The sequence below is a fragment of the Roseitalea sp. MMSF_3546 genome (assembly GCF_030732865.1).
GTDB lineage: Bacteria > Pseudomonadota > Alphaproteobacteria > Rhizobiales > Rhizobiaceae > Roseitalea.
Genome location: NZ_JASHKB010000023.1, coordinates 39,199 through 61,304 on the forward strand (window position 1 = coordinate 39,199; position 22,106 = coordinate 61,304).

A 22,106-nucleotide genomic window follows, 5' to 3' on the forward strand; every position below is an offset into this window, starting at 1 on the left:
ACCGCCCTTGGCATGATTTTCTCATCCGGCGCGTTTTTCCGGGCGCCTGGTCTTGGTCTTGCCGCCGGAACGTGTTTAGGACCTTGTGCGGCGAAGTTGTCGCCACGAGCTGAAAAGCATTGGACAAGATGAGCGTCTGCACCCTGTCATCGCTGTTGCCGACTGTCCGCGAGGCGGGCCGCGCGGCGATGGCGATCTACGAGCGCGGCTGCGACGTGCGGCACAAGGCCGACGACACGCCGGTGACCGAGGCGGATCTGGCCGTCGACCGCATTCTCGTGCCGGCCATCGAGGCGGCCTTTCCCGCAACGCCCGTGGTCAGCGAGGAGCGCGCGGGCAGCTTCGACCGCGCGACCGGCGCGGCGCGCTTCGTCCTCGTCGATCCGATCGACGGCACCAAGGAGTTCATCAAGCGCACCGGCGAATTCACCATCAATGTGGCGCTGATCGCAGGCGGCGCGCCGGTCGCGGGCATCGTCTACGCGCCCGCGGCGGGGCGCATGTTCATCGGCGATGCGTCCGGCTTTGCCCATGAACACTGCGACAAGGGCGCCCGGACCGCGCTCAGCGTGCGCGACTGCGCTGACCGCGATCTCGTCGCCGTCGCCAGCCGCTCCCATCTGACCGAGGCGACGCGCGGCTTTCTTCGCGACCACGCCATCGACGATTGCGTCAATGCCGGCTCGTCGCTGAAGTTCTGCCTGCTGGCGGCCGGCGAAGCCGACATCTATCCGCGCTTCGGCCCGACGATGGAGTGGGACACGGCCGCGGGCGATGCGGTGCTGCGCGCCGCCGGCGGCATGGTGCTGACCGCCGACGGCAAGCCGCTCGCCTATGGCAAGCCCGGCTTTGCCAACCCCGACTTCATCGCCTGTTCGCCCGGCGCGCGCCGGCGCTGCCGCCTTGGCGGCGACGATCGCGCCGTATCGGCCGCCTGACCGGAGTTGCCATGTCCTCGCTGACCCATCTCGAACGGCTCGAGGCCGAATCGATCCACATCCTGCGCGAGGTGGTCGCCGAGGTCGAAAACCCGGTCATGCTCTATTCGATCGGCAAGGATTCGACCGTCATGCTGCATCTGGCGCGCAAGGCGTTCGCGCCGGGCCGGCTCCCCTTTCCGCTGCTGCACATCGACACGACCTGGAACTTCCGCGAGACGATCAGCTTTCGCGACCGCATCGTCGCCCAATACGGCCTCGACCTGATCGTCCATGTCAACCAGGATGGCCTGCGCGACGGTGTCACCCCGTTTTCGCATGGAACGCCCGTCTACACCGACGTCATGCTCACCCAGAGCCTGCGCCAGGCGCTCGACAAACACGGCTTTGGCGCCGCGTTCGGCGGCGGCCGGCGCGACGAGGAGAAGTCGCGCGCCAAGGAGCGCATCCTGTCCTTCCGCGCCGCCGGCCATCGCTGGGACCCCAGGAACCAGCGCCCCGAGCTGTGGGATCTCTACAACACGCGCACCGGTCCCGGCGAGACGATCCGCGCCTTTCCGATCTCCAACTGGACCGAGCTCGATGTCTGGCAATACATCCATCGCGAGAACATCGAACTGCCCGGCGTCTACTTCGCCGATCGCCGCCCGGTGGTCGAGCGTGACGGCGTGCTGATCATGGTCGACGACGACCGCTATCCGCTGCTACCCGGCGAGGTGGCGCACACGAAGACGGTGCGCTTCCGCACGCTGGGCTGCTATCCGCTCACCGGCGGCTTCGAAAGCGGGGCCCGGAGCGTCGCCGACATCATCCGGGAGACGCTTCTTGCGACCTCCTCCGAGCGCCAGGGCCGCGTCATCGACCGCGACCAGCCCGCCTCCATGGAGAAGAAGAAGCAGGAGGGCTATTTCTGATGGCCCACAAGTTCGATCTGGTCGCCGGCGACATCGTCGAATATCTCAAGAGCCATGAGCGCAAGTCGCTGCTGCGCTTTCTGACCTGCGGGTCGGTCGATGACGGCAAGTCGACGCTGATCGGCCGGCTGCTCTTTGAGTCCAAGCTCATCTTCGAGGATCAGCTCGCCGCGCTCGAAGCCGATTCGAAGAAGGTCGGCACCCAGGGCGACCGTCTCGATCTGGCGCTGCTGGTCGACGGTCTCGCCTCCGAGCGCGAGCAGGGCATCACCATCGATGTCGCCTACCGCTTCTTTGCCACCGACCGGCGCAAGTTCATCGTCGCCGACACGCCCGGCCACGAGCAGTATACGCGCAACATGGCGACCGGCGCCTCGACCGCCGATCTGGCGATCATCCTGGTCGATGCGCGCAAGGGCATCCTGACCCAGACGCGTCGGCATTCCTTCATCGCCACCAGCCTTGGCATCCGCAACATCGTGCTCGCCGTCAACAAGATGGACCTGGTCGGCTACGACCAGCGCGTCTTCGCCGATATCGACATCGCCTATCGCGAACTGGCCGAGACGCTGGGCGGCATCCACCACATCGTCTCGATCCCGATCTCGGCGCTCGAGGGCGACAATGTCGTCACCCACAGCACGGCCATGGACTGGTATTCGGGTCCCACGCTGATGCAGCATCTCGAGGAGGTCGAGATCGACGCCGCGCACGAGGCGCTGCCGCTGCGCATGCCGGTGCAATGGGTGAACCGGCCCAGTGCCGATTTCCGCGGCTTTTCCGGGCGCATCGCCGGCGGCACGGTCAGCCCCGGCGACCGCGTCAAGGTGCTGCCCTCGGCGCGCGAGAGCACCGTGGCGCGCATCGTCACCATGGATGGCGATCTGGGCGAGGCCGTCGCCGGCCAGTCGGTGACGCTGACGCTCACCGACGAGATCGACATCGCGCGCGGCGACATGATCTGCGCCGCCGGCGACCCGGCCCAGATCGGCAGCCAGTTCGAGGCGACGATCCTGTGGATGGCCGAGGACCGGCTCTATCCCGGCCGGACCTATCTGATCAAGACCGGCGCGCAGACCGCCCAGGCGACCATCGGCGCGGCCAAGTACAAGATCGACGTGAACACGCTCGCCCACGAGGCGGGCAAGGATCTCGATCTCAACGAGATCGGCCGCTTCACCCTGTCGCTCGACCGCACCATCGCCTTCGACCCCTATGAGGACAATCGCCAGACCGGCGGCTTCATCCTGATCGACCGGATGACCAATGCCACGGTCGGTGCCGGCATGATCCATTTCGCGCTGCGCCGGTCGGCCAATGTCCACTGGCAGGCGACCGACATCGACAAGTCCGCGCGCGGCGCGCTCAAGGGCCACAGGCCCGCTGTGCTGTGGTTCACCGGCCTGTCGGGCTCGGGCAAGTCGACCATCGCCAACATCGTCGAGCGCCGGCTGGCCGCCGCGGGCGTGCACACCATGCTGCTCGACGGCGACAATGTGCGCCACGGCTTGAACAAGGATCTGGGCTTCACCGACGCCGATCGGGTCGAGAACATCCGCCGCGTCGCCGAGGTCGCCGGGCTGATGACCGAGGCCGGACTGGTCACGCTCGTCTCCTTCATCTCGCCGTTCGAGGCCGAGCGGCAGATGGCCCGTGCGCGCGTGCCCGAAGGCGAGTTCGTGCTGGTGCATGTCGACACGCCGCTCGATGTCGCCGAAAGCCGCGACGTCAAGGGGCTCTACCGGAAGGCGCGCGCCGGCCAGATCGCCAACTTCACCGGCATCGATTCGCCCTATGAGGCGCCCCAGAACGCCGAACTGACCGTCAACACCGCCGAACTGTCGGCCGAGGACGCCGCCGACCGGGTGATTGCCGAGATCGTCCGGCGCTCCATCGTGCCGCCCATCGGCTAGCCGGGCCGCGACGCCCGCGCGGGCGGCCGGTTAACCCATGTTCGCGCTTGCGTTTTCCGCCCCGGTTGGCGAGAACGGGACAAAGTCAAGCGTTCGACATCACGGTTTGCATGGCGTTTTATGAACCGAACATCGCGCTGACCGGCCTTGCCGCCGAACTGCGCGCCCGCGCCGAGGCCGGCAATCCGATCCGCATCGCCCTTGTCGGCACCGGCGAGATGGGCACCGACATCTTCACCCAGATCGCCATGATGGACGGCATCGAGGTTGCGACCGTCATGGAGCGCACCCCCGGCCGCGCCGAACAGGGCTGCGTGATCGCCTATGGCGAGGCCGGCCGCACGCGCTTTGCGGCAACGCACGACGCGGTGTCCGGCGCCATCGAGGAAGGCCGGATCGCCGTCACCGACGATCTCGACCTGGCGCTTTCGCACGATCTGGTCGACGTCGTCGTCGACGCCACCGGCGTGCCCGAGGCCGGCGCCGATATCGGCATGCGCGCCATTGGGTTCGGCAAGCACCTGATCATGATGAATGTCGAGTGCGACGTGTGCATCGGGCCTTATCTCAAGCACGAGGCCGACCGCGCCGGCGTGGTCTACACGCTCGGCGCCGGCGACGAGCCGTCCTCATGCATGGAGATCATCGAATTCGTCACCGCCATGGGCCACCAGGTCGTCTCGGCCGGCAAGGGCAAGAACAACCCGCTCGATGTCGATGCCCATCCCGACGACTATCGCGAGGAAGCCGAGCGCCGGCACATGAATGTGCGCATGCTGGTCGAGTTCGTCGACGGCTCCAAGACCATGGTCGAGATGGCCGCGATCGCCAACGCCACCGGCCTCGTCCCCGACATTCCCGGCATGCACGGGCCGCGCGCCACGGTCGACGAACTCGCCTCGGTGCTCATTCCCGAGGAAGACGGCGGCGTGCTGTCCAAGCCCGGCTGCGTCGACTATTCGATCGGCAAGGGCGTCTCGCCGGGCGTCTTCGTCGTCATCAAGGCCGCCCATCCGCGCATCCACGAGCGCATGGCGGACCTGAAGATGGGCGAGGGTCCCTATTTCACCTTCCACCGGCCCTATCACCTGACCTCGCTGGAGGTGCCTCTGACCGCCGCGCGCCTCATGCTCACCGGCAGGCCCGACATGGTGCCGCTGCCGCGACGCGTGGCGGAGGTCTGCGCCGTCGCCAAGCGCGACATCGCCGCCGGCGAGACGCTCGGCGCTGTCGGCGAGTTCTGCTACCGGTCCTTCACCATGACCGCCGAGCACGCCGCCTCCGCCAACGCCATTCCGTGCGGACTTCTGGAAAAGGGCAGGGCGCTGCGCCCCATCGGCAAGGGCGACCTTCTGACCTGGGACAATGCCGCGCCCAACCGGGACTCCGCGATCACCCGGCTGCGGGCGCGTCAGGACGCCATGCTCGCCCCGGACGCGCCGCTGCGACGCGCCGTTCCCGCCGAATGAGCCTGGGACGACATGTCGCCTGTCCGCCCGATGCACGCGACAGCACATGGGCGTGGGCGCCTTGGGTTTGGCGCCGGCAAATCCGGCGCAGTGCGCATTGCGGCCAGATTTGCCGTCCATGGCAAACCGAAAGCGGGAACGAAACCTCGGGCCATCGCTTGCCTGTAAGCTGAGATTGACAAAGAGGCGGACAAAAGTGACAATTGAAGTTGACACATTGAAGTGTCATTGTGTTGGACGGCATGGTTTGGGCCGGACAATTCGGCCGGAATGCGGGAGGCAACAATGACCAGGCAGCTTTCGACGCCCCTTCTCGACCAGGTGGCAACGCCTGCGGATCTGCGTGCGCTGCCCGACGACAAGCTGCCGCAGCTCGCCGAGGAGTTGCGCGCCGAACTGGTCGATGCGGTCTCCCAGACCGGCGGTCATCTCGGCGCGGGTCTGGGCGTGGTCGAACTGACGATCGCCATCCATCACGTCTTCGACACGCCCCATGACCGGCTGATCTTCGATGTCGGCCATCAGTGCTATCCGCACAAGATCCTGACCGGCCGGCGCGACCGCATCCGCACCCTGCGCAAGGAAAACGGATTGTCCGGCTTCACAAAGCGCGCCGAGAGCGAATACGACCCGTTCGGCGCGGCCCATTCGTCGACCTCGATCTCGGCGGGCCTTGGCATGGTCGAGGCTGCCCGTCTCCAGGGCATCGAGCGCAACGTGATCTCGGTGATCGGCGATGGCGCCATGTCGGCGGGCATGGCCTATGAGGCGATGAACAATGCCGGGCACATGGATGCCCGCCAGATCGTCATTCTCAATGACAACGACATGTCGATCGCCCCGCCCACGGGCGCCATGAGCGCCTATCTGGCGCGGCTGGTCTCCGGACGCACCTATATCGGCCTGCGCGAGGCGGCCAAGCAGTTCTCCAAGCGCATGCCCAAGTTCATCCAGGACAAGGCGCGCAAGACCGAGGAGATGACACGCACCTTCTTTTCGGGCGGCACGCTGTTCGAGGAGCTGGGCTTCTTCTACGTCGGCCCCATCGACGGCCACAATCTGGAGCATCTCCTGCCCGTCTTGCGCAATGCGCGCGACGCCCAGGTCGGCCCGATCCTGATCCATGCCGTCACCCAGAAGGGCAAGGGCTACGAGCCGGCGGAAAAGGCCGCCGACAAGTATCACGGCGTCGCCAAGTTCGACGTGATCACCGGCGCCCAGGCCAAAGCCAAGCCCAATGCGCCCTCCTACACCAAGGTCTTCGGCCAGTCGCTGGTCCAGGAGGCCGAGAACGATGACCGCGTCGTCGCCATCACGGCGGCGATGCCCTCGGGCACCGGCGTGGACATCTTCGAGAAGGCCTTTGCCGACCGCACCTATGATGTCGGCATCGCCGAGCAGCACGCGGTCACATTCGCTGGCGGTCTTGCCGCCGACGGCATGAAGCCGTTCTGCGCGATCTATTCGACATTCCTGCAGCGCGCCTACGACCAGGTCGTGCATGACATCGCCATCCAGAAGCTGCCCGTGCGGTTCCCGATCGACCGGGCCGGCTTTGTCGGCGCCGACGGGCAGACCCATGCCGGCTCCTTCGATATCGCCTATCTGGGCTGCCTGCCCGGTTTCGTGATCATGGCCGCCGGCGACGAAGCCGATCTCAAGCACATGGTGCGCACCGCCGCCGAATATGACGAGGGCCCGCTCGCCTTCCGCTATCCGCGTGGCGAGGGCATCGGCGTGGAGATGCCCGAACGCGGCCAGGTGCTCGACATCGGCAAGGGCCGCATCATGCGCGAGGGCGGCAAGGTGGCCATCGTCTCGCTCGGCGGCCGGCTCAAGCAGGCCCTGCTCGCCGCCGAGACGCTCGACGGCTACGGCCTGCCCGCGACGGTGGCCGATGCGCGCTTCGCCAAGCCCATCGACACCGGTCTGATCGAACGCCTGGCACGCGAGCACGAATTGCTGATCACCGTCGAGGAAGGCTCGGTCGGCGGCTTCGGCTCCTTTGTCGCCCAGCATCTGTCGTCGCAGGGCCTGCTCGACACCGGCCTGAAGTACCGCTCGCTGTTCATGCCCGACCGCTTCGTCGACCAGGCCGCGCCCGACCGCATGTACGAGATGGCCGGGCTCGACGCCAGGGGCATCGTGGACGCGGTCTTCGCCGCGCTCGGCCGCGAGCAGGTCGAGGCCGCCGGCGCTTCTATCGCCTGACCGGTCAGTTCCCGTTCCCGGCTGCGATCGCTTCGCGGTCAAACAGATCGTCGACCCAGGCGCCGGTGGGCGGCGCCGTCCTCCGCCCGTCCGGGCCGCGCAGCACGGCGGCGGGCTTGCAGACGACCGGATAGGTCGCAAGGAAACGGGGACCCTCGACCGCAACGCCCGGCTCGTAGCAGGTCACGCGCCCCACGCCGCCGGCCCAGAACAGATGCGGGTCGAACGGCGAGTAGCCCCCCGAGCCGACCTGCTGGCGCACCTCGAAATGAAGATGCAGGATTCCGGCCGCCAGAATGCCGGTGCGGCCAAGTGTGCCGATCTGCTGCCCGCGCGCCACCGTTTGCCCTTCACGAACGAGCCGCGCGTTCAGATGCTTGTAGACGGTGCGCGTGCGCCGGCCCGAGGCGCCGACGCTGTGTTCGATCACAACCCGATTGCCGTACATCGGCTCGGCGAACGATGCGACCACGCGGCCGGGTGCCGCGGCGACGACCGGCGTGCCGGACGCCGCGATGATATCGATGCCCTCATGATCGGCCGAGAACGATCGGTCCTGCGCGCTGGCGCGGCCGACACGGAACTGCTGCGAGATCGACGGCGCATTGGCCGGCATGACGACATCGACGCGCGCGAGCACGTCGCGATTGTAGGCGGCGGCCGTGCCATACCCTTGCAGCGCGCAGCCGGCGGTCAGCCCCGCGAACGCGAGCGTCGCGCACCCCGCCATCAATCCCGATGATCGCTTCATCGCCGCCCGTCTTGGCCTCGCCAATGCCGGTCTAGGCACCGAATGCACCTGTCCCTCGGCCACTATAGGCGCGGGCGCAGGGGGCGTCCAACGGATTGGCCGGGTCAGTGCCCAATCCGCAAGACGGCCCCGGCTGGCGCGGACTATTGCAACGCCTCGATGATGGCGTGCCCGCGACGCACCCTTGCGGAGAATTCGCGCGCCATGTTGCGCAGAACCTCCATGGCGATGCGCGGATGGTCCTGGCTGATCGCCATGAGCCGCTCGACCGACATGGCGTAGCAGACGACCGGCTCCTCGGCGATCACGTCGGCCGAGCGCACGCCATCTTCCAGAAGTGCCATCTCGCCGAAGAACTGCCCAGGCCCGAGGCTGGCGATGCGGATGGGCGGGCCGCCCTCGCGCGGCAGTTCGATGCTGACCACCCCGCGCGCGATCACGAAGAACAGCGCCGCCCGATCGCCCTTCTTCAGGATCGTCTGGCCCCGGTCGAACTGCATGGCCTGCACGGCCGTCTCCACAAGGCGCAACTCGGCCGGCGTGAGCCCGGCGAACAGGTCGATGCGGTCGAGCGCGAACTTGGTCAGGTCGGTCGGCGTCCGCCGCGGCGCCAGAAGACGCTCTTCCATGCTCTGCAGGGCCTCGTCGGCGCTGTCGTACAGTTCGACGTCGCGAACCGCGGCAAGGCCGGCCACCGCATCGAGCACGTGCCGGTCCGCGTTCGGCCCGCCAAGCTCGGCAAAGGCGACGGTGATCGAGCGCGCCTTGAGCGAGCCGATCAGTTCGACCAGAAACCGCGTCGCCGCCTCGTCGACCAGATGCACCCGCTTGAAGTCGAACAGCACATACTCGATCTCGCCGGCCACCGCCTGGACCCGGCGGATCAGCCGTTCGGCCGAGGCGAAGAACAATGCGCCCTGCAACTCGAACAGGCCGATGCGATGGCCTTCCTGACGCAGGATCTCGCGGTCGGCCGGCGAGCGCGTGCGCAGCGAATGGACCTGGTCGCCGCGGCATTCGCGCCGGATCACCTGCGCCACATCGGCCGCGTTCATGAACATGTGCAGGCCGAAATCGGCCGAGATCGCCTTGCAGGCTGCGATGCCGCGCACCGAATTGCCGATCGAATCGAGCGGCGGCGACCAGATCGCCACCGAAAGCTGCCCGGGCAGGATCGCCAGGATGCCGCCCGACACGCCGCTCTTGGCCGGCAGGCCGACCTCGTAGGACCATTCGCCGGCATAGTCGTACATGCCGCAACTCATCATCAAGGTGAGCACGTCGCGCACATTGTCCGGCTCGAGCACCTTTTCGCCCGTGCACGGATTGATGCCGTAATTGGCAAGCGTCGCCCCCATCACGGCCAGATCCCGGCAGGTCACGGTCACCGAACACTGCTGGAAGTACAGATCGAGCACCTGTTCGGGGTCACGGCCGATCATGCCGGTGTTGAGCATCAGATAGGCGATGGCGCGGTTGCGGTGGCCGGTCGCGCTCTCGGAGCGATAGACGGCCTCGTCCATGCCCAGCCGCCGGCCGGCGAAGCGGTCGAACACGGCGCGCATACTGGCCAGGCGCTCGGCGTGATCGGCGCCCGCGACCAGTTCGGAGATTGCGATCGCGCCCGCATTGACCATGGGGTTGAAGGGCCGGTTGTGGACATCGTCGAGCACGATGGCGTTGAACGCCTCGCCCGTGGGCGCAACGCCCACCTGCTCGTAGACCCGGTCGGCGCCGAGCCGGTACAGCGCGTCGCCATACATGAACGGCTTTGACACCGACTGGATGGTGAATGGTTCGGTGGCATCGCCGACCGAATAGACATGGCCGTCCACGGTCGCAAAACTGATGCCGAAGGCGTCCGGCGCGGCCTTGGCGAGTTCGGGTATGTAGTCGGGGATCGCACCGTCGGTGTTCGAGCGCAGCGTCGCGTGCAATTCGCGCAGATAGGCGGTGAAGGGGGAGGGGTCGGTAAAGGCGTGCATGCAGATGTAGGCCTTTGAAGAATGCGGACAAAATCCAACTCTTGCGCGTCCGTGCATGCATTTCCAGCCTCAATTTCGGGCATGGCCATGCCCATTGGGCCGATCCGGTGTGCACGAACGAAACGCGGGGAACCGGACGCGCCGTGTCAGGTTTAGACAATGATGGCCGATCGAACCTCGCGCAGCGCGGCCCACTGGCTGCGGCACAACATCGAATTCAGGACGCTGGTCTTTCTGGCGCTCGCCGTCGCAGCGGTCTGGGGCTTTGCCGAACTGGCCGACGAGGTGATCGAGGGTGCGACCCGCAATCTCGACCGCGACCTGCTGTTGCTGCTGCGGACCGAGGGTAACGTGGACGACCCGCTGGGCCCGCCCTGGTTCGAGGAGGTCATGCGCGATCTGACAGCACTGGGCGGCATCGCGGTCCTGACGCTGACGCTGGTGGCCGTGGCGGGCTTCTTCCTGCTGCGCGGCAGGATCGGCTCGATGATCTTTCTGCTGGCGGCGGTCGGCGGCGGCCTTTTCATTTCCACCATTGCCAAGCAGGCCTTCGATCGGCCGCGTCCCGATCTCGTCCCGCACGGCTCGATCGTCCATACGGCGAGCTTTCCCTCCGGCCATTCGATGATGGCTGCGGTCGTCTACCTGACGCTGGGGGTGCTGGTCTCGCGCATCCTGCCGCAGCGCCGCCTCAAGAGCTACGTGCTCGCGGTCGCCGCGCTGGTGACGATCCTTGTCGGCATGAGCCGGGTCTATCTGGGCGTGCACTGGCCGACCGACGTGCTGGCCGGCTGGCTGGCGGGTGTGGCCTGGGCTTTCGTGTGCATGCTCGGCGCCCGCGCGCTCGCCCGGCGCGGTGACATCGAGCCCGAGGCCGACGAAGGGGCGATGGCGGCGCGCGCACGATCGTCCGCGCCGTGACAGGCAATGGACCCCGGACAACGATGGCGGCACATGTCAGCCAACGGGTCCGCGCAACGAGCGGGTCCGGTCAAGGAGCGGCTGCAGGCTCTCACCGGCGAACAATCCGACATTCATCTCTCTGATCGCCTCCAGGGCGTTCGCGTCCATCCGATCGGCCCTGCCCGCCTGGCGCAGGACGATGTGCCGGATACGCTCGCCATGCCGGACGACCGCGTCACGGTAAATGCTGGCATCGTGCTGGCCGGTATCGCCGATGAGGACGAAGTCGAGCGTCGGGTTGGCGGCAAGGATCGTGTCGATCGCGTCGCCCTTGTGCGAGCCGTGCGAGGACTTGATGAACTGCGTTTCCGACACGCCCAGGTCGCGCAGGAACATCGGACCTTTCGGGACGCCGTTGGCCTCGAACACGGTGTTGAGATAGCGGTGCAGGTTCCACGGTGACGAACTGACGTAGAAGACCGGATTGACGCCGCCATGCAGCGTTTCAAGCAGTGCCGCGGTGTCGGCGAACACCTCGCGGTTCGAAACGAGGGTGGTTGCCGTTGTCCACAGGTTCCGCGGCAGCCAGTGGGCTCCGGTCTTCATGACCGTATCGTCGATGTCGGAGATGATGCCCAGCCTGGCGGCGGGGGAAGGCACCATGACGGTGGCCTCGGTCCGGCAGCCATGGTCCGGCGAGGTCAGGGCGATGGAGTGCGTGCCCGGCGGCAGACGGGCAATGGTGAAGTGAAAGTACCCCTCCTCGTCGGTCACAGCCTCGCTTGTGCCGGCAGCCACGCGCACGCCGGGCAACTCGTCGGTGAAGAAATTGCCGGCCATGTTGCGCACCGCCGCCCAGCGCGATGGCGTGTCGATCGGCGCCATGAAGCGATTGGCGCTTAGCACCCGTCCGCGCAACACGCACGCCTCGGCCGTCGCATAGCCGAGATAGGCCTCGATCACCGGTTCGGGCGCGGCCTTGCGCGGGCGCAGCCGGTCCCACACCCGCTCAAGGCCGACGAAGAAGCGATGCAATGCCCCGTTCGGTCCCTGTGCGCGCTTGCCCTGTGGTCCCCGCATGTCCCCTGGCGGTCTATCTCGTGCCCGTGCGCCCGCGCGGATGCGGCGGGCGCCAATCTCAGTGAAACGCAGGCGGTCAAGGGTTCGTTCCGCTTCATCGACACCGGCCGGTGACCGTCCCGACGGACGCCTCGTTGCGACCCTGGATCGTCCCGGGGCCCAGCGCAATGCGGCCGGTGCGGCGATCGTGCCGCAACGGGGATAGTCCCGCCAAAGTTGCGCTTTCCGGCCGTTGCCCGCCGGTTGCCGCATCCTTTCGCGCGACCGGTCGCGATGCTATGAATGGGCTTTTCACGGGGAGAGTGACGATGGGCGTGTCGCAAAGGCGTTTTGGCAGGACGGGATGGACGACGTCGTCGATCGGTCTGGGCGCATGGGCGATCGGCGGGTCCTGGGGCGAGGTCTCCGAGGCCGAGGGCAAGGCGACGCTGCATGCCGCCCTCGATGCCGGCGTGAGCTTCCTCGACACCGCCGATGTGTATGGCGATGGCCGGTCCGAGCGGCTGATCCGCGATGTCCTGGCCGAACGCGGCGGCGACCGGCCGATCGTGGCGACCAAGGCGGGCCAGCGCTTTGACCCGCATGTCGCCGAGGCCTATGCCGGGCCGGGGCTGGAGGCCTTCATCGATCGCAGCCTGGCCAATCTGGGCGTCGAAACGCTCGACCTCTTGCAGCTTCACTGCCCGCCCACCGGCGTGTTCTACATGCCGGAGGTGTTCGGCCTGCTCGACGATCTGGTCGGAAAGGGCAAGCTGCGCCATTACGGCGTGTCGGTCGAAAAGGTGGAGGAAGGCCTCAAGGCGATGACCTTCCCCAATGTCGTTTCCGTGCAGATCATCTACAACATGTTCCGCCAGCGCCCCGAAGAGCTGTTCCTGCCGCAGGCAAGAGAACGCGACGTAGCCGTGATCGTGCGGGTGCCGCTGGCGAGCGGCCTGCTGACGGGCAAGATGACGGCGGCCTCGACCTTCGCCGCCGATGATCATCGCAGCTTCAACCGGCATGGCGAGGCCTTCGATGTCGGCGAGACCTTCGCCGGCGTGCCCTTCGAGGTGGCGCTCGAAGCGGTCGAACGGCTGCGCCCGCTGGTGCCGGGCGGGGCGAGCATGGCGCAGTTCGCGCTGCGCTGGATCCTGATGAACGAAGCGGTGAGCGTCGTCATACCGGGCGCCCGCCGGCCCGAACAGGCCGTGGCCAATGCCGCCGCCGATGCGCTCGATCCGCTGCCTGCCGAAACCATGGACGAGGTTCGGCGGATCTATGGCGAGATGATCGGCCCCCATGTCCATCAAAGATGGTGAGCGCCGCCGCAACGGCACCCTCGGCCGGAGCGGGCCGAACCACCGATCGGATCAAGGCTGGTGGTGTTCGTGCCGCCGGCCGACCCGCCGGCAGTTCACGGTTTCGGCCTCGTCATGGTCACGATGCGACACAAGCCGGCCAGCATGGCGAGGTTGACGGCCGGTGCGAGTATGGCGAGCCAGAGTCTGGCACCCTCGGGCATGCTGTCGAGCCACAGCACCCACGGCAGGCCGAGCGGTAGGAGGAAGATGCCCGACAACGGGTCGGGCTCCTGACCGAAAAACCCGAACGTGCCGATCAGGAACAAGGCCAGGGCCACGAGATAGAGAACCCCGACGATCCCGATTGCCCATTGGCAGGCTCGCATCAGCGATGCGTCAATTGGCGAACTCGCTGAACACTGTCACACTTCCGTCGCCCTCGCGACGGCAGCTCACGCGCTGGCCGCCAGCATCGAGCACCAGCAGCGGCCCGCCGCCGGTCCGAACGCGATCCACGATGTTGATGTCGATCGCCGGAAAGCCGGTGAAGCGGGCGGCCTGGTCGATACAAGGCGCGGTCATCGCGTTGAACTGCGCTTGCGTCCCGCTGAGGCCATCGTCGGTCGCGACCTCGCTCGTCTCAACGCATCCGGCAATTGCGGAGGCGGCAACCACGAGCGTGGCGATCTTCAGGTGTATATGCATTCGGTTTTCTCCTTTGAACGCATTTCGGATTTCGGCGCGGGTCTGGCAGCGTCACCGCAGGTAGCGGGCGTTTACCCATCCTCGTTCGCGCATGTCGGACTGCATCTCGATCCGGCACCAGCGCGAACTGCCCTGCATCCGGCAGCCAAGGTTGCGGACCTGCGAACCGTTTCCGAGCGCCCCCACGATCCGATGGTTCGTGCCGGGACCGGCGCGCACGTTGAGCACATCGTTCGCCGGCACGCCTGTCACCGTCATGAGCGGCCCTGAGGCCGGTGGCGGCGCCGAGCCTGCGCGCGTAAGAAAGCGCCCCGCGACCCAACCGCGTTCACGCATGTCGGTCATCATCTCGATCTGACACCAGCGCGTGCTGCTCTGCATCCGGCAACCGAGATTGCGCACGAATGTGCCGTTCGACAGCGCGCCGACGATTCTGTTGTTCGTGCCCGGTCCGCTGCGGACATTGAGCGTGTCGCCGGCGCGCAAGCCCGTGACCTGAACGACGCTGCCCTGTTCGGCGGCCCCTGTTCCGGGCAGGTAGGCATTGCGAACACGGCCCTCGGCGAAGAACTCGACCATGCGCTGCCCGGAGCGCTCGAACGAACAGGCAAAGTCCTCCGATCGCGTTTCCAGGAAGATCCGGCCATTGACGGCATGCGTGCCGTCGACGCGCTGACCGTTGTACTTCATGTCGCTTCGAGCCGTGAAATCGCGAAAGTAGCTCTGCGCGACGCTGGCGCACGCGTTCAGCATGAAGTCGCGCGACTGTGCGGCGGCCGGCCCGCCGTACATGGCAAAGGAAATCGCGATAACGAGGGCAGCTTGCCGAAAGGAACCGCAAACGCCCATGCCCATGGCCTCCTCAGTTTGCCGCCTTGCGGATCAGGCCAACGACGAGGATCAGCACGACCGCGCCGATCAGGGCCGCAATGAAGCTTCCCAGGGCGCCACCGATCGGGATGCCAAGCAGCGGCAGGACATATCCTGCGAGGATCGAGCCGCCGATCCCGGCGGCGATGTTGCCGAAAAGGCCCGACCCATGCCCCTTGACGATGAGGCCCGCGAGCCAGCCCACGATGGCGCCGATGATGATGAGCAGAAGCAGGCCGATGATGCCACCGACAGCGGCGCCGACGGCCTGTGCGGCCTCGTCCTGCGCGAGGGCCGCGCTGGCCGGAAGCAGAAGTGCGGGCAAGACGATCGCAAAACGCTGAAGCATTCTTTCAGTCCTTGTGCCGTGTCGGGAGGGGCGGTTCTTCGGATCGCGATCGGTCCGTGCGGGCGGCGCCTCAATCACTGCAGATACCGCGCGTTGACCCAACCGCGCGCGCCCATGTCGGTCATCATCTCGATCTCGCACCAGCGCGAACTGCCGACATCCTCGCAGCCGAGCAAGCGCACGCTGTCCCCGTTGGCGAGCGCGCCCACGACCCGATTGCCGGTGCCCGGTCCACTGCGGACGTTCAGCACATCATTGGCAGGCACGCCCGTCACACGCATGGTATTGCCGCCGCCCGACGCCCCCGCCTGCGATCCGCCACCAGCCGCGATGGAGACATCGATGGAATAGCCGACGGTTCTGTCGGCGTCGCGGTCGTTGCCCATCAGATAGACCCGGATCGCCCAGTCGCCGCTTTCGGGCAGTTCCACCTCCGCGCGGCGATCGTCGTCCGTGCTGCCGTTGTAAAGGGCGGGGAAGTCCTGGCCGGCCGGCAGGATGTTGAAGAACGCCGAGCCATGGCCATTGGTCGCCGTCACCTCGAGCGACGCGATCATCGTCTGCCCGGCCTGCGCGCTGAGCACGTAGTCTCGATATTCGCGTCCGACGATCGTACCGTTCACGGTGGTGCCCGTGGCGCCGGATTGGAACTGGACCCGCACCACGTCTTGCGCAAGCGCGGGCAAGGCCCAGCCGCCGCAAATCGCCGCGGCGAGGCCGAGCGCGCCGAGACACCGCGTCAGGTCGATGCGTTTGTACATTCTGAACGTATCCTCTGTATCAATGCGCGTAGGCCCACGAGATCGGCAGGGGTCGATCGCGCCGGAAGACTGGCGAACCGGCGCAATGCATGGTCTCGTCAAAGAGCCCCCTCGCTGCCCATGAACATGACAGTCGGGTTGCTGCCATCCTCCGAGACAAGGCAGCGCCACGGTGCCCCGTTCGCGCCAACCCGCATGTAGACCGCGCTGTTGGCTTCGGAGAATTCGGATCCCACGACCCGAACGCCGCCCGTCGTCTGCGAGGCCAGCAGGTCGCGGCAGGAGGTGACCGCGGCATCGCTGGCGCCGAAGCGTCCTTCGATGAAAGGCGGCGCACCGGCCGCGACGTCCATTTGTCCGCCCGAAGAGGTGCCCGAAGTCTCGACACAGGCTGCCAAGGACGCGAGTGCGCCAAGGCCAATGCCAATCTTCAGTGGTTTCATGATATCTTTTCCCATGGTTCCAACGGCTCGCTCTGTCTGATCCGCCATGCGCCGTTCAGTTGATGCCGAAGATCACGTTGTAAGACTGTGCTTCGTTCGAGGTGTTGTAGACCTCGATGGTGTGGTCGCCGGATTGCCAGAGGCCGTTCCGGAACTCGCGTCCCGCACCAACCTCGTCCTGCATGACGGAGCCATCGGGGTTGTAGACCACGTAGGTCATCCCCGGGCCGCTCGCGGCAAGCCGGAAATAGAGGCTTTGTCCGTTGCGCGCGCCAAGGACATACCGGCGCGATCCGCCGGCCTCGAGGCTATCGGAGAACTCGGTCCCGGTTTGACCCCTCGGAAACTGCACCCGCTCGATTGTATGGCTGGCACTGCCGTTCGCGACGACCGGAGTCACTTGCGCCGAACGAACCGGACCGCTCGCTTCGGTCAGGAAATCGGCGGCCGCCCATCCGGACGCATCGCCGTCGGCAATGTGACACCATGTGCGCCCCTCGATTTCCTGGCAGCCGAGTTTTTCCACCACGGTGCCGCTCGGCAGCTTGCCGACAAGTGTCGCCGAGGCAGACGGCGAAGCGCGCACGTTCAGACGGCCATTCACGCTGACGGCGAAATGATCCGGCCCACCGGCGCCTGCTGTCGTGTCGCTCGGCGCGGAAGCGGACCCCTCGGACAGGATCGTGCAGAACCCTCCTGCGCTCCCCGGTGGTTCGAACCTGACGTGCAGGTCGCTTCCGTCTTCTGCTGTGCTGATCGGGAAGGTGATGCCGCCCGCCTTGGCTTCGTAGTAATGCTGGTTGAACATGACGACGCTGGCGGGGGTCCCGTTGACCTGAACGTTCCCGGCGGGGTTGGCGCTGATGGTGATGCCCGTGGGGCACTGCGCGCTAAAGACGGGCATGTCCGCCAGGGCTCCGGTTGCGAACGACAGGGCCGCCGCACACGTCGCTGACAGGATGATCTTGTTGTGCATGTCTGGACGTCCTCCTTTCTTATTGACCTGGGGAGCGGCCTGGCCGCGAACGCGCCGCGATCAACCCGACTGCAAGCGAAGCGATGGTGCGCGTCATTGGCTGGTCCAACGCCGGCGAGGCTCAGGACGTCGTCATGATCACGAAATCCGAACCCGACTGGCGCTCCGGGTGTGTCGGAAGGTCCGTGATGATGAACGTCAGACCCGGGTGAAGCCGCTTCTGCATGGCGTCGATGAAGTCGGCATTGGCCCGGATGCGGTTGATGACCAACTCTTCGGGACGGTGCGGAAAGGCCGGGTCCTCGTGATGGCTGATGCCGTGCCAGGCCATGCCGCGCTGGCCCGGGTGTGGGGCCCGGAAAACCAGCACGTGTTCGCCCAGAATGGGCGGCCCGTCGATCGTCAGCGTGCTTCCGACGACTTCCTCGCCATTTTCGATGAGCATGATCTCCAGATCGGCTGACGACGCGATGATCGTGGCGATCGGGCTGGTTTCGGCTTGCTGCCAGTCGGAGGGATGCGATTTGCCGTCCAGATGCGCGACGACCTCTTCGAACTCATGCTCGGCATATCCGCCAAGCACCATGCCCGGATGCACGAGATCCCATGGATCGGTGTGCGAGCCGGCTATGATCACGGGCGTTCCGATATGCGTGATCTCGAACAGCTTCCGCGAGAATTCCAGCGGCAATCGAATGCAGCCATGTGAGGCCGGGTAGCCTGGCAGGTTGCCCGCGTGCAGCGCGATGCCCGACCAGGTCAACCTGTTCATGTTGGGCATCGGCGCATTGTTGTAGGTCGAGGACCGATGGTCCGCGTCCTTCTGCAGCACCGTGAAGACACCGGTCGGGGTGGCGTGCCCTGGCTTGCCCGTCGAGCATGTCGAGACCGCGATCCGGATGCCGTTGCGGTACACGTGCACCAATTGTTCGGGAATGGACACGATGACGGCAACCGGCCCCGCCGGCGACACGTCGGGCGCCCAGGTGTATTCGCCGGGTTCCAGATCCCTGACATCCTTGAACACCTGGCGGGCAAATGCGGTGGATGAAAACGCCAGAAAGGCAGTGCCGATTCCGGCTACAGCTGCGCGTCTCGATATCATGACGGGTCGTTCTCCGATGCAATGCATGCCCGGCATGGAGCGTTGACCCGTTGTCGGGCCAGCCCGCGCCAGTTGGCGGCATGCAACCTCGGGACGATAGAACCCGGTCTCCCCAACCGGTTCAATACGTCAGAGTCTCATTTTGCCGGTCGAGGAAATCGCGATTTTGTCGGGGGTCGAGACGGCTATTGCGTAAAGCGCGCGTACAGATTCCGCAAGCGAAGCTGGGCCGCTGCGAGGTCGGTCGCGGGGGGCGAGCCCAAAGCGGAAACGGGAGCGGTATCGAGCGCGGCCGCCTCACGCCGAAGACCGACGATTTCGCCCGGTCGTGCCCCGAAGTGATAAAAGAACGCCTCGCTGAAGTGACTGGCCGATGCGAAATGCCAGCGATCGGCGGTAGCGGTCACGATTCCGCGTTGCCCTGGATTGTGCATGAGTTCGTCGAAAGCGCGCTCGAGCCTGCGCGCGCGCACATAATTGGCCACACCGCCCAACGCCGCGAAATCGCGAAAGACCGTGGCTCTGGACAGACGAAATTCCACCACGAGACGGTCGATACCCAGTTCGATGTCGTCAATGTGCCGGTCGATGAAGGCCTTCATGGCCTCCAGCCGAAGCGAACGGGCCGCGGCGATTGACGAATCCGGGGCCGTGCCCGACAGGGTCTGTCGGATAAGGGCAGCGAAACCGTCGGCAAACGCGTTGGCCTCGTTGGTGTCGACCACCGTCAAGCATCCAAGAAGCGAAGACACCGCGCTGGCCAGCACCCGGCCCGTCGGCGAACCGACAGGGAAACTGATGCACACGGGATGCCGGGCCGGCTGGTAGCCGATCGTGTGGTGCGGCAGAAAGACCGAGAGCTGCTCATGATCGTCATAGACCGCATTCCAGTTGCGCGACTGATCGATGATGTGGACCGCGCCACGGTCCAGGCGCAGCCGGCTTCCGCCGTGGCACAGGATCGCTCCGCCTTGCACGAACAGCTTGATCTTGACGAAACGGCCGGCATACCGCCGGACGCTCCGATCGGAGCGCGACACGATGTACGACCGGCTGGAAAAACGCGACATCGCGATCCTGTCGAGCCGCCGGAAACGCAACGTCGCCTCGAGCGGCAGGGCGCGCTTGACCCGGCTCGCCACTTCGTAGGCGCCCGGCGTGACGCCTTGCCAGAAATCGAGCTGCAGACCCGCATCCTTGCCGGCAAGTTCGACGGCGACCGCCGATTGGCCGACTTGCGAGGACGGCGCTTTGCCGCCCGGTGCGGCCGATGGATACCGTTCCGCGCCGGACGAGCCGTTTGCAGAGAACGCCTGGTCGGTTCCGGCTTTGATCATCGGCTTGGCAGAGAAGGCGGTGTAATGGGCAGTTGCCGTTAGGGAAGTAGCGGGCACGAACGGATCGTCAATCCCTGCTGCGGGTCTCGGTGGCCTCCGGCGCGTTTCACGCCGGCCCGGTCGCCCGACCTGCCGATCAAGGCCGTGCGAGCCGGAGTGGCGGCCTGTCGGTACCGGCGGCGCTCGGCAATTGCCGCCGGACCCAATCGCCAGATCGGAAGAAGCCGTGCCGGCAGGCAGCACGCGATGAGAGCCATCCGGCCCGGGGCCGGTTGACCGTCACCGCACCGTCGAAGCCGCCTCTCTTGCGGGCTGATCGTCAACGGAGCCTGGCTGCAATGGGCCGGTCCCTTCCGTCATCGCGTTCGCCAGTTCCGATGCAAGTTGTTCGTAGGCGACCGGCTCCAGCGCGCCGGGATCGCGGTACGGGTTCGCAAGGGCGTAGATGAAGAACAGGATAAGACCGGTGAACGCCCCGAAAACGCACAGGAGCGTCACGTTGTGCCGAGTGGGTGGAAAGGTGTGATAGGCCGTTGCAATGAGAACGACGCCGCCGATGGCCGCGAACCAGAACATGCGCCGGATCGGGCTCCCCGCATGGCTTTCCCTGAGGTCTCGTGTCCTGGCGACGACATGGATTTGCGCGAGCATGTGTTCGCGCAGGCTCTCCTGCCGCGCCGTTGTCGGCTGAAGATCGAGTATTGTGCCATATGCTTCGTCCCACCGTGACCACGCCGCCGGATCGAGTTGCCCGGTTCTGGCGAGCGCGACCCATTCCCCGTCGACCACGATATCGACATAGTCCTGCAGCGCCGGTTGAATTGCTGCGGCCGCGTCGGTTCCATAGCGGCCCGCGTCGAAAAAGACATCGGCGACCGCGTTCGTCTCCAGCACGATTTCGGTATCGAGTTGCTGGTACTCGAAAAGCTCCTGGGCGAACACCAGTGCGAGGATCAGGCCGTGCAGGGCGGAAACGCGAAACAGGACCGAGCTTGCAAGATCCTTGGTGTGCCCTTCCGGCTCGTTCGCGGCGAGCCATCGGGCCAGATGATAGGACAGCACGGTCAACGCGACGGTTCCAAGAACGAAGCCCGAACCGACAAGAACAAGCATCACGACGGCAACCTCAGCGTGTGCGCCAGACGAAACCCGCCATACCCTTGGCCGATCGGACCGATTGTTTCAATGGCCAGCGCCGCTGACAGTGGACAAATGGCGGTGGCGCGCAAGCCCGCCGGAGCCTTTGGACGGATGTGGCTGTGAGAACGGGGACATCACAAGCGCGGGGATCTGCGCGGCAGTTTTGCTCCCCTGTGCGGCATTTCGGTGGTTTTGCTGTCTTGCCGTTTTCCGCGCGCTCGTCTACATGGGCGCGGAAACCGGTGGTTTCGCAGGCCGGAGTGTAGCGCAGCCTGGTAGCGCACCTCGTTCGGGACGCCTTGGTCTCCACAGAAAAAGTTCATAGACTGTAGCAGGTTAGACGATGGCGCCATGCTCATGGTGGCGTTCGCGTGGGATTGTACGCGTCGAGCTGACTGCCTCGCCCGGCCGCGTTTTGTCTGCAGGTGGCGGCGAAGCCGCCGTTAGCTCGACCGATATCGTCCGCCCAAGCCGGGATTGGTGGGAGGATCGGGTGAACCGCACTGGGTTTGCCGGAGGGTTGGTTGCGTGAGTCCTACGCTGCCATTCTGATGCTCTCCAGGGCGGCGTAGTAGTTTGCTTCCGCCTCGGCGGGCGGAATATTGCCGATCGGTTCCAGCAGGCGCTGGTGGTTGAACCAGTCGACCCATTCGAGGGTTTTGTATTCGACGGCCTCGAACGATTTCCACGGGCCCATACGGTGGATGACCTCGGTCTTGAACAGCCCGATGACGCTTTCAGCGAGCGCGTTGTCGTAACTGTCGCCAACGCTCCCGACGGACGGTTCGATGCCGGCTTCAGCCAGCCGCTCGGTGTAACGGATGCTGACGTATTGCGATCCGCGGTCCGAATGATGGACGAGACTGTCCGTCGGCCTCCGGTCGTGCAGGGCCTGCTCCAGGCCCTCTCGTTCAACTGCGGTTGCGGATGCGCCAGCTTTCGTTGCCGGTCTCGACGATGTCGCAGTGGTGGG

21 protein-coding genes are annotated in these 22,106 nt (G+C 66.0%); 7 read left to right on the top strand and 14 right to left on the bottom strand.

The window, feature by feature from the left end; all coding sequences use genetic code 11:
• Positions 1-128 precede the first annotated feature (128 nt).
• The 5 genes from cysQ (at position 129) to dxs (ending at position 7,445) form a co-directional block, all read left to right on the top strand.
• A complete protein-coding gene (cysQ, locus tag RBB34_RS15820) occupies positions 129-938 on the top strand; it encodes a 3'(2'),5'-bisphosphate nucleotidase CysQ (RefSeq protein ID WP_306120209.1) in 810 nt (269 codons plus the stop codon).
• Positions 939-949: 11 nt separating this feature from the next.
• Entirely contained in the window at positions 950-1,852 is a 903-nt protein-coding gene (cysD, locus tag RBB34_RS15825; RefSeq protein WP_306120210.1) for a sulfate adenylyltransferase subunit CysD, read from the top strand.
• A complete protein-coding gene (cysN, locus tag RBB34_RS15830; protein ID WP_306120211.1) occupies positions 1,852-3,765 on the top strand; it encodes a sulfate adenylyltransferase subunit CysN in 1,914 nt (637 codons plus the stop codon). Before cysD ends, cysN begins: the two co-directional genes overlap by 1 nt.
• Before the next feature lie 110 nt (positions 3,766-3,875).
• Positions 3,876-5,234: a homoserine dehydrogenase gene (locus tag RBB34_RS15835; RefSeq protein ID WP_306120212.1), complete on the top strand. Its 1,359-nt coding sequence runs from the start codon at positions 3,876-3,878 to the stop codon at positions 5,232-5,234.
• A 285-nt stretch (positions 5,235-5,519) separates the two neighbouring features.
• Positions 5,520-7,445, top strand: coding sequence for a 1-deoxy-D-xylulose-5-phosphate synthase (gene dxs / locus RBB34_RS15840; RefSeq protein WP_306120213.1), 1,926 nt, complete (start codon positions 5,520-5,522; stop codon positions 7,443-7,445).
• 4 nt (positions 7,446-7,449) lie between these two features.
• Here the strand turns inward: dxs and RBB34_RS15845 are convergent, their stop codons facing one another.
• Together RBB34_RS15845 and glsA are read right to left on the bottom strand one after the other, a co-directional pair.
• A complete protein-coding gene (locus RBB34_RS15845) occupies positions 7,450-8,196 on the bottom strand; it encodes a M23 family metallopeptidase (protein WP_306120214.1) in 747 nt (248 codons plus the stop codon).
• A gap of 143 nt (positions 8,197-8,339) precedes the next feature.
• Positions 8,340-10,181 carry a glutaminase A gene (gene glsA, locus RBB34_RS15850; RefSeq protein ID WP_306120215.1) on the bottom strand — a complete coding sequence of 614 codons (1,842 nt, stop codon included), beginning with the start codon at positions 10,179-10,181 and terminating at the stop codon, positions 8,340-8,342.
• A 159-nt stretch (positions 10,182-10,340) separates the two neighbouring features.
• Between glsA and RBB34_RS15855 the strand changes: the two genes are divergently transcribed.
• Complete coding sequence (locus tag RBB34_RS15855) at positions 10,341-11,102, top strand: phosphatase PAP2 family protein (protein ID WP_306120216.1); 762 nt, start codon at positions 10,341-10,343, stop codon at positions 11,100-11,102.
• A 36-nt stretch (positions 11,103-11,138) separates the two neighbouring features.
• Here RBB34_RS15855 and RBB34_RS15860 read toward each other — a convergent pair whose 3' ends face one another.
• Positions 11,139-12,164 carry a phosphatase domain-containing protein gene (locus tag RBB34_RS15860; RefSeq protein WP_306120217.1) on the bottom strand — a complete coding sequence of 342 codons (1,026 nt, stop codon included), beginning with the start codon at positions 12,162-12,164 and terminating at the stop codon, positions 11,139-11,141.
• A 308-nt stretch (positions 12,165-12,472) separates the two neighbouring features.
• Here RBB34_RS15860 and RBB34_RS15865 point away from each other — a divergent pair, with 308 nt between their 5' ends.
• A complete protein-coding gene (locus RBB34_RS15865; RefSeq protein WP_306120218.1) occupies positions 12,473-13,465 on the top strand; it encodes an aldo/keto reductase in 993 nt (330 codons plus the stop codon).
• A 95-nt stretch (positions 13,466-13,560) separates the two neighbouring features.
• Here RBB34_RS15865 and RBB34_RS15870 read toward each other — a convergent pair whose 3' ends face one another.
• From RBB34_RS15870 to RBB34_RS15920, 11 genes are all read right to left on the bottom strand, one after another.
• Positions 13,561-13,833 (bottom strand): hypothetical protein, encoded by a 273-nt coding sequence (locus RBB34_RS15870; protein WP_306120219.1) that lies wholly within the window; start codon positions 13,831-13,833, stop codon positions 13,561-13,563.
• Positions 13,834-13,843: 10 nt separating this feature from the next.
• The gene (locus tag RBB34_RS15875) at positions 13,844-14,152 is read right to left on the bottom strand and encodes a hypothetical protein (protein ID WP_306120220.1); all 309 of its coding nucleotides are present in this window, start codon (positions 14,150-14,152) and stop codon (positions 13,844-13,846) included.
• A gap of 51 nt (positions 14,153-14,203) precedes the next feature.
• Entirely contained in the window at positions 14,204-15,007 is an 804-nt protein-coding gene (locus RBB34_RS15880) for an SH3 domain-containing protein (RefSeq protein WP_306120221.1), read from the bottom strand.
• 7 nt (positions 15,008-15,014) lie between these two features.
• Positions 15,015-15,449 carry a GlsB/YeaQ/YmgE family stress response membrane protein gene (locus RBB34_RS19860; RefSeq protein ID WP_346432546.1) on the bottom strand — a complete coding sequence of 145 codons (435 nt, stop codon included), beginning with the start codon at positions 15,447-15,449 and terminating at the stop codon, positions 15,015-15,017.
• Entirely contained in the window at positions 15,446-16,132 is a 687-nt protein-coding gene (locus tag RBB34_RS15890; RefSeq protein WP_306120222.1) for an SH3 domain-containing protein, read from the bottom strand. The genes RBB34_RS19860 and RBB34_RS15890 overlap by 4 nt, the downstream gene beginning before the upstream one ends.
• A 98-nt stretch (positions 16,133-16,230) precedes the next feature.
• Complete coding sequence (locus RBB34_RS15895; protein ID WP_306120223.1) at positions 16,231-16,575, bottom strand: hypothetical protein; 345 nt, start codon at positions 16,573-16,575, stop codon at positions 16,231-16,233.
• Positions 16,576-16,630: 55 nt separating this feature from the next.
• Entirely contained in the window at positions 16,631-17,551 is a 921-nt protein-coding gene (locus RBB34_RS15900; protein ID WP_306120224.1) for an SH3 domain-containing protein, read from the bottom strand.
• 121 nt (positions 17,552-17,672) lie between these two features.
• The gene (locus RBB34_RS15905) at positions 17,673-18,656 is read right to left on the bottom strand and encodes a L,D-transpeptidase (RefSeq protein ID WP_306120225.1); all 984 of its coding nucleotides are present in this window, start codon (positions 18,654-18,656) and stop codon (positions 17,673-17,675) included.
• Positions 18,657-18,841: 185 nt separating this feature from the next.
• Positions 18,842-19,993 (bottom strand): helix-turn-helix domain-containing protein, encoded by a 1,152-nt coding sequence (locus RBB34_RS15910; RefSeq protein ID WP_306120226.1) that lies wholly within the window; start codon positions 19,991-19,993, stop codon positions 18,842-18,844.
• Positions 19,994-20,272: 279 nt separating this feature from the next.
• Entirely contained in the window at positions 20,273-21,106 is an 834-nt protein-coding gene (locus tag RBB34_RS15915) for a hypothetical protein (protein WP_306120227.1), read from the bottom strand.
• A gap of 562 nt (positions 21,107-21,668) precedes the next feature.
• On the bottom strand, positions 21,669-22,106 hold a 438-nt coding region (locus tag RBB34_RS15920; RefSeq protein WP_306120228.1), incomplete at its 5' end, for an integrase core domain-containing protein.

What these genes read in the sequence shown, in the direction of transcription:
- RBB34_RS15865 (WP_306120218.1), top strand. Translation starts at nt 12,473, where the DNA reads ATGGGCGTGTCGCAAAGGCGTTTTGGCAGGACGGGATGGACGACGTCG.
- cysN (WP_306120211.1), top strand. Translation starts at nt 1,852, where the DNA reads ATGGCCCACAAGTTCGATCTGGTCGCCGGCGACATCGTCGAATATCTC.
- RBB34_RS15905 (WP_306120225.1), bottom strand. Translation starts at nt 18,656, where the DNA reads ATGATATCGAGACGCGCAGCTGTAGCCGGAATCGGCACTGCCTTTCTG.
- RBB34_RS15900 (WP_306120224.1), bottom strand. Translation starts at nt 17,551, where the DNA reads ATGCACAACAAGATCATCCTGTCAGCGACGTGTGCGGCGGCCCTGTCG.
- cysD (WP_306120210.1), top strand. Translation starts at nt 950, where the DNA reads ATGTCCTCGCTGACCCATCTCGAACGGCTCGAGGCCGAATCGATCCAC.
- RBB34_RS15880 (WP_306120221.1), bottom strand. Translation starts at nt 15,007, where the DNA reads ATGGGCATGGGCGTTTGCGGTTCCTTTCGGCAAGCTGCCCTCGTTATC.
- RBB34_RS15910 (WP_306120226.1), bottom strand. Translation starts at nt 19,993, where the DNA reads ATGATCAAAGCCGGAACCGACCAGGCGTTCTCTGCAAACGGCTCGTCC.
- RBB34_RS15835 (WP_306120212.1), top strand. Translation starts at nt 3,876, where the DNA reads ATGGCGTTTTATGAACCGAACATCGCGCTGACCGGCCTTGCCGCCGAA.
- RBB34_RS15855 (WP_306120216.1), top strand. Translation starts at nt 10,341, where the DNA reads ATGATGGCCGATCGAACCTCGCGCAGCGCGGCCCACTGGCTGCGGCAC.
- RBB34_RS15895 (WP_306120223.1), bottom strand. Translation starts at nt 16,575, where the DNA reads ATGAAACCACTGAAGATTGGCATTGGCCTTGGCGCACTCGCGTCCTTG.
- RBB34_RS15860 (WP_306120217.1), bottom strand. Translation starts at nt 12,164, where the DNA reads ATGCGGGGACCACAGGGCAAGCGCGCACAGGGACCGAACGGGGCATTG.
- dxs (WP_306120213.1), top strand. Translation starts at nt 5,520, where the DNA reads ATGACCAGGCAGCTTTCGACGCCCCTTCTCGACCAGGTGGCAACGCCT.
- RBB34_RS15845 (WP_306120214.1), bottom strand. Translation starts at nt 8,196, where the DNA reads ATGAAGCGATCATCGGGATTGATGGCGGGGTGCGCGACGCTCGCGTTC.
- cysQ (WP_306120209.1), top strand. Translation starts at nt 129, where the DNA reads ATGAGCGTCTGCACCCTGTCATCGCTGTTGCCGACTGTCCGCGAGGCG.
- RBB34_RS15875 (WP_306120220.1), bottom strand. Translation starts at nt 14,152, where the DNA reads ATGCATATACACCTGAAGATCGCCACGCTCGTGGTTGCCGCCTCCGCA.
- RBB34_RS15915 (WP_306120227.1), bottom strand. Translation starts at nt 21,106, where the DNA reads ATGCTTGTTCTTGTCGGTTCGGGCTTCGTTCTTGGAACCGTCGCGTTG.
- RBB34_RS15870 (WP_306120219.1), bottom strand. Translation starts at nt 13,833, where the DNA reads ATGCGAGCCTGCCAATGGGCAATCGGGATCGTCGGGGTTCTCTATCTC.
- glsA (WP_306120215.1), bottom strand. Translation starts at nt 10,181, where the DNA reads ATGCACGCCTTTACCGACCCCTCCCCCTTCACCGCCTATCTGCGCGAA.
- RBB34_RS15890 (WP_306120222.1), bottom strand. Translation starts at nt 16,132, where the DNA reads ATGTACAAACGCATCGACCTGACGCGGTGTCTCGGCGCGCTCGGCCTC.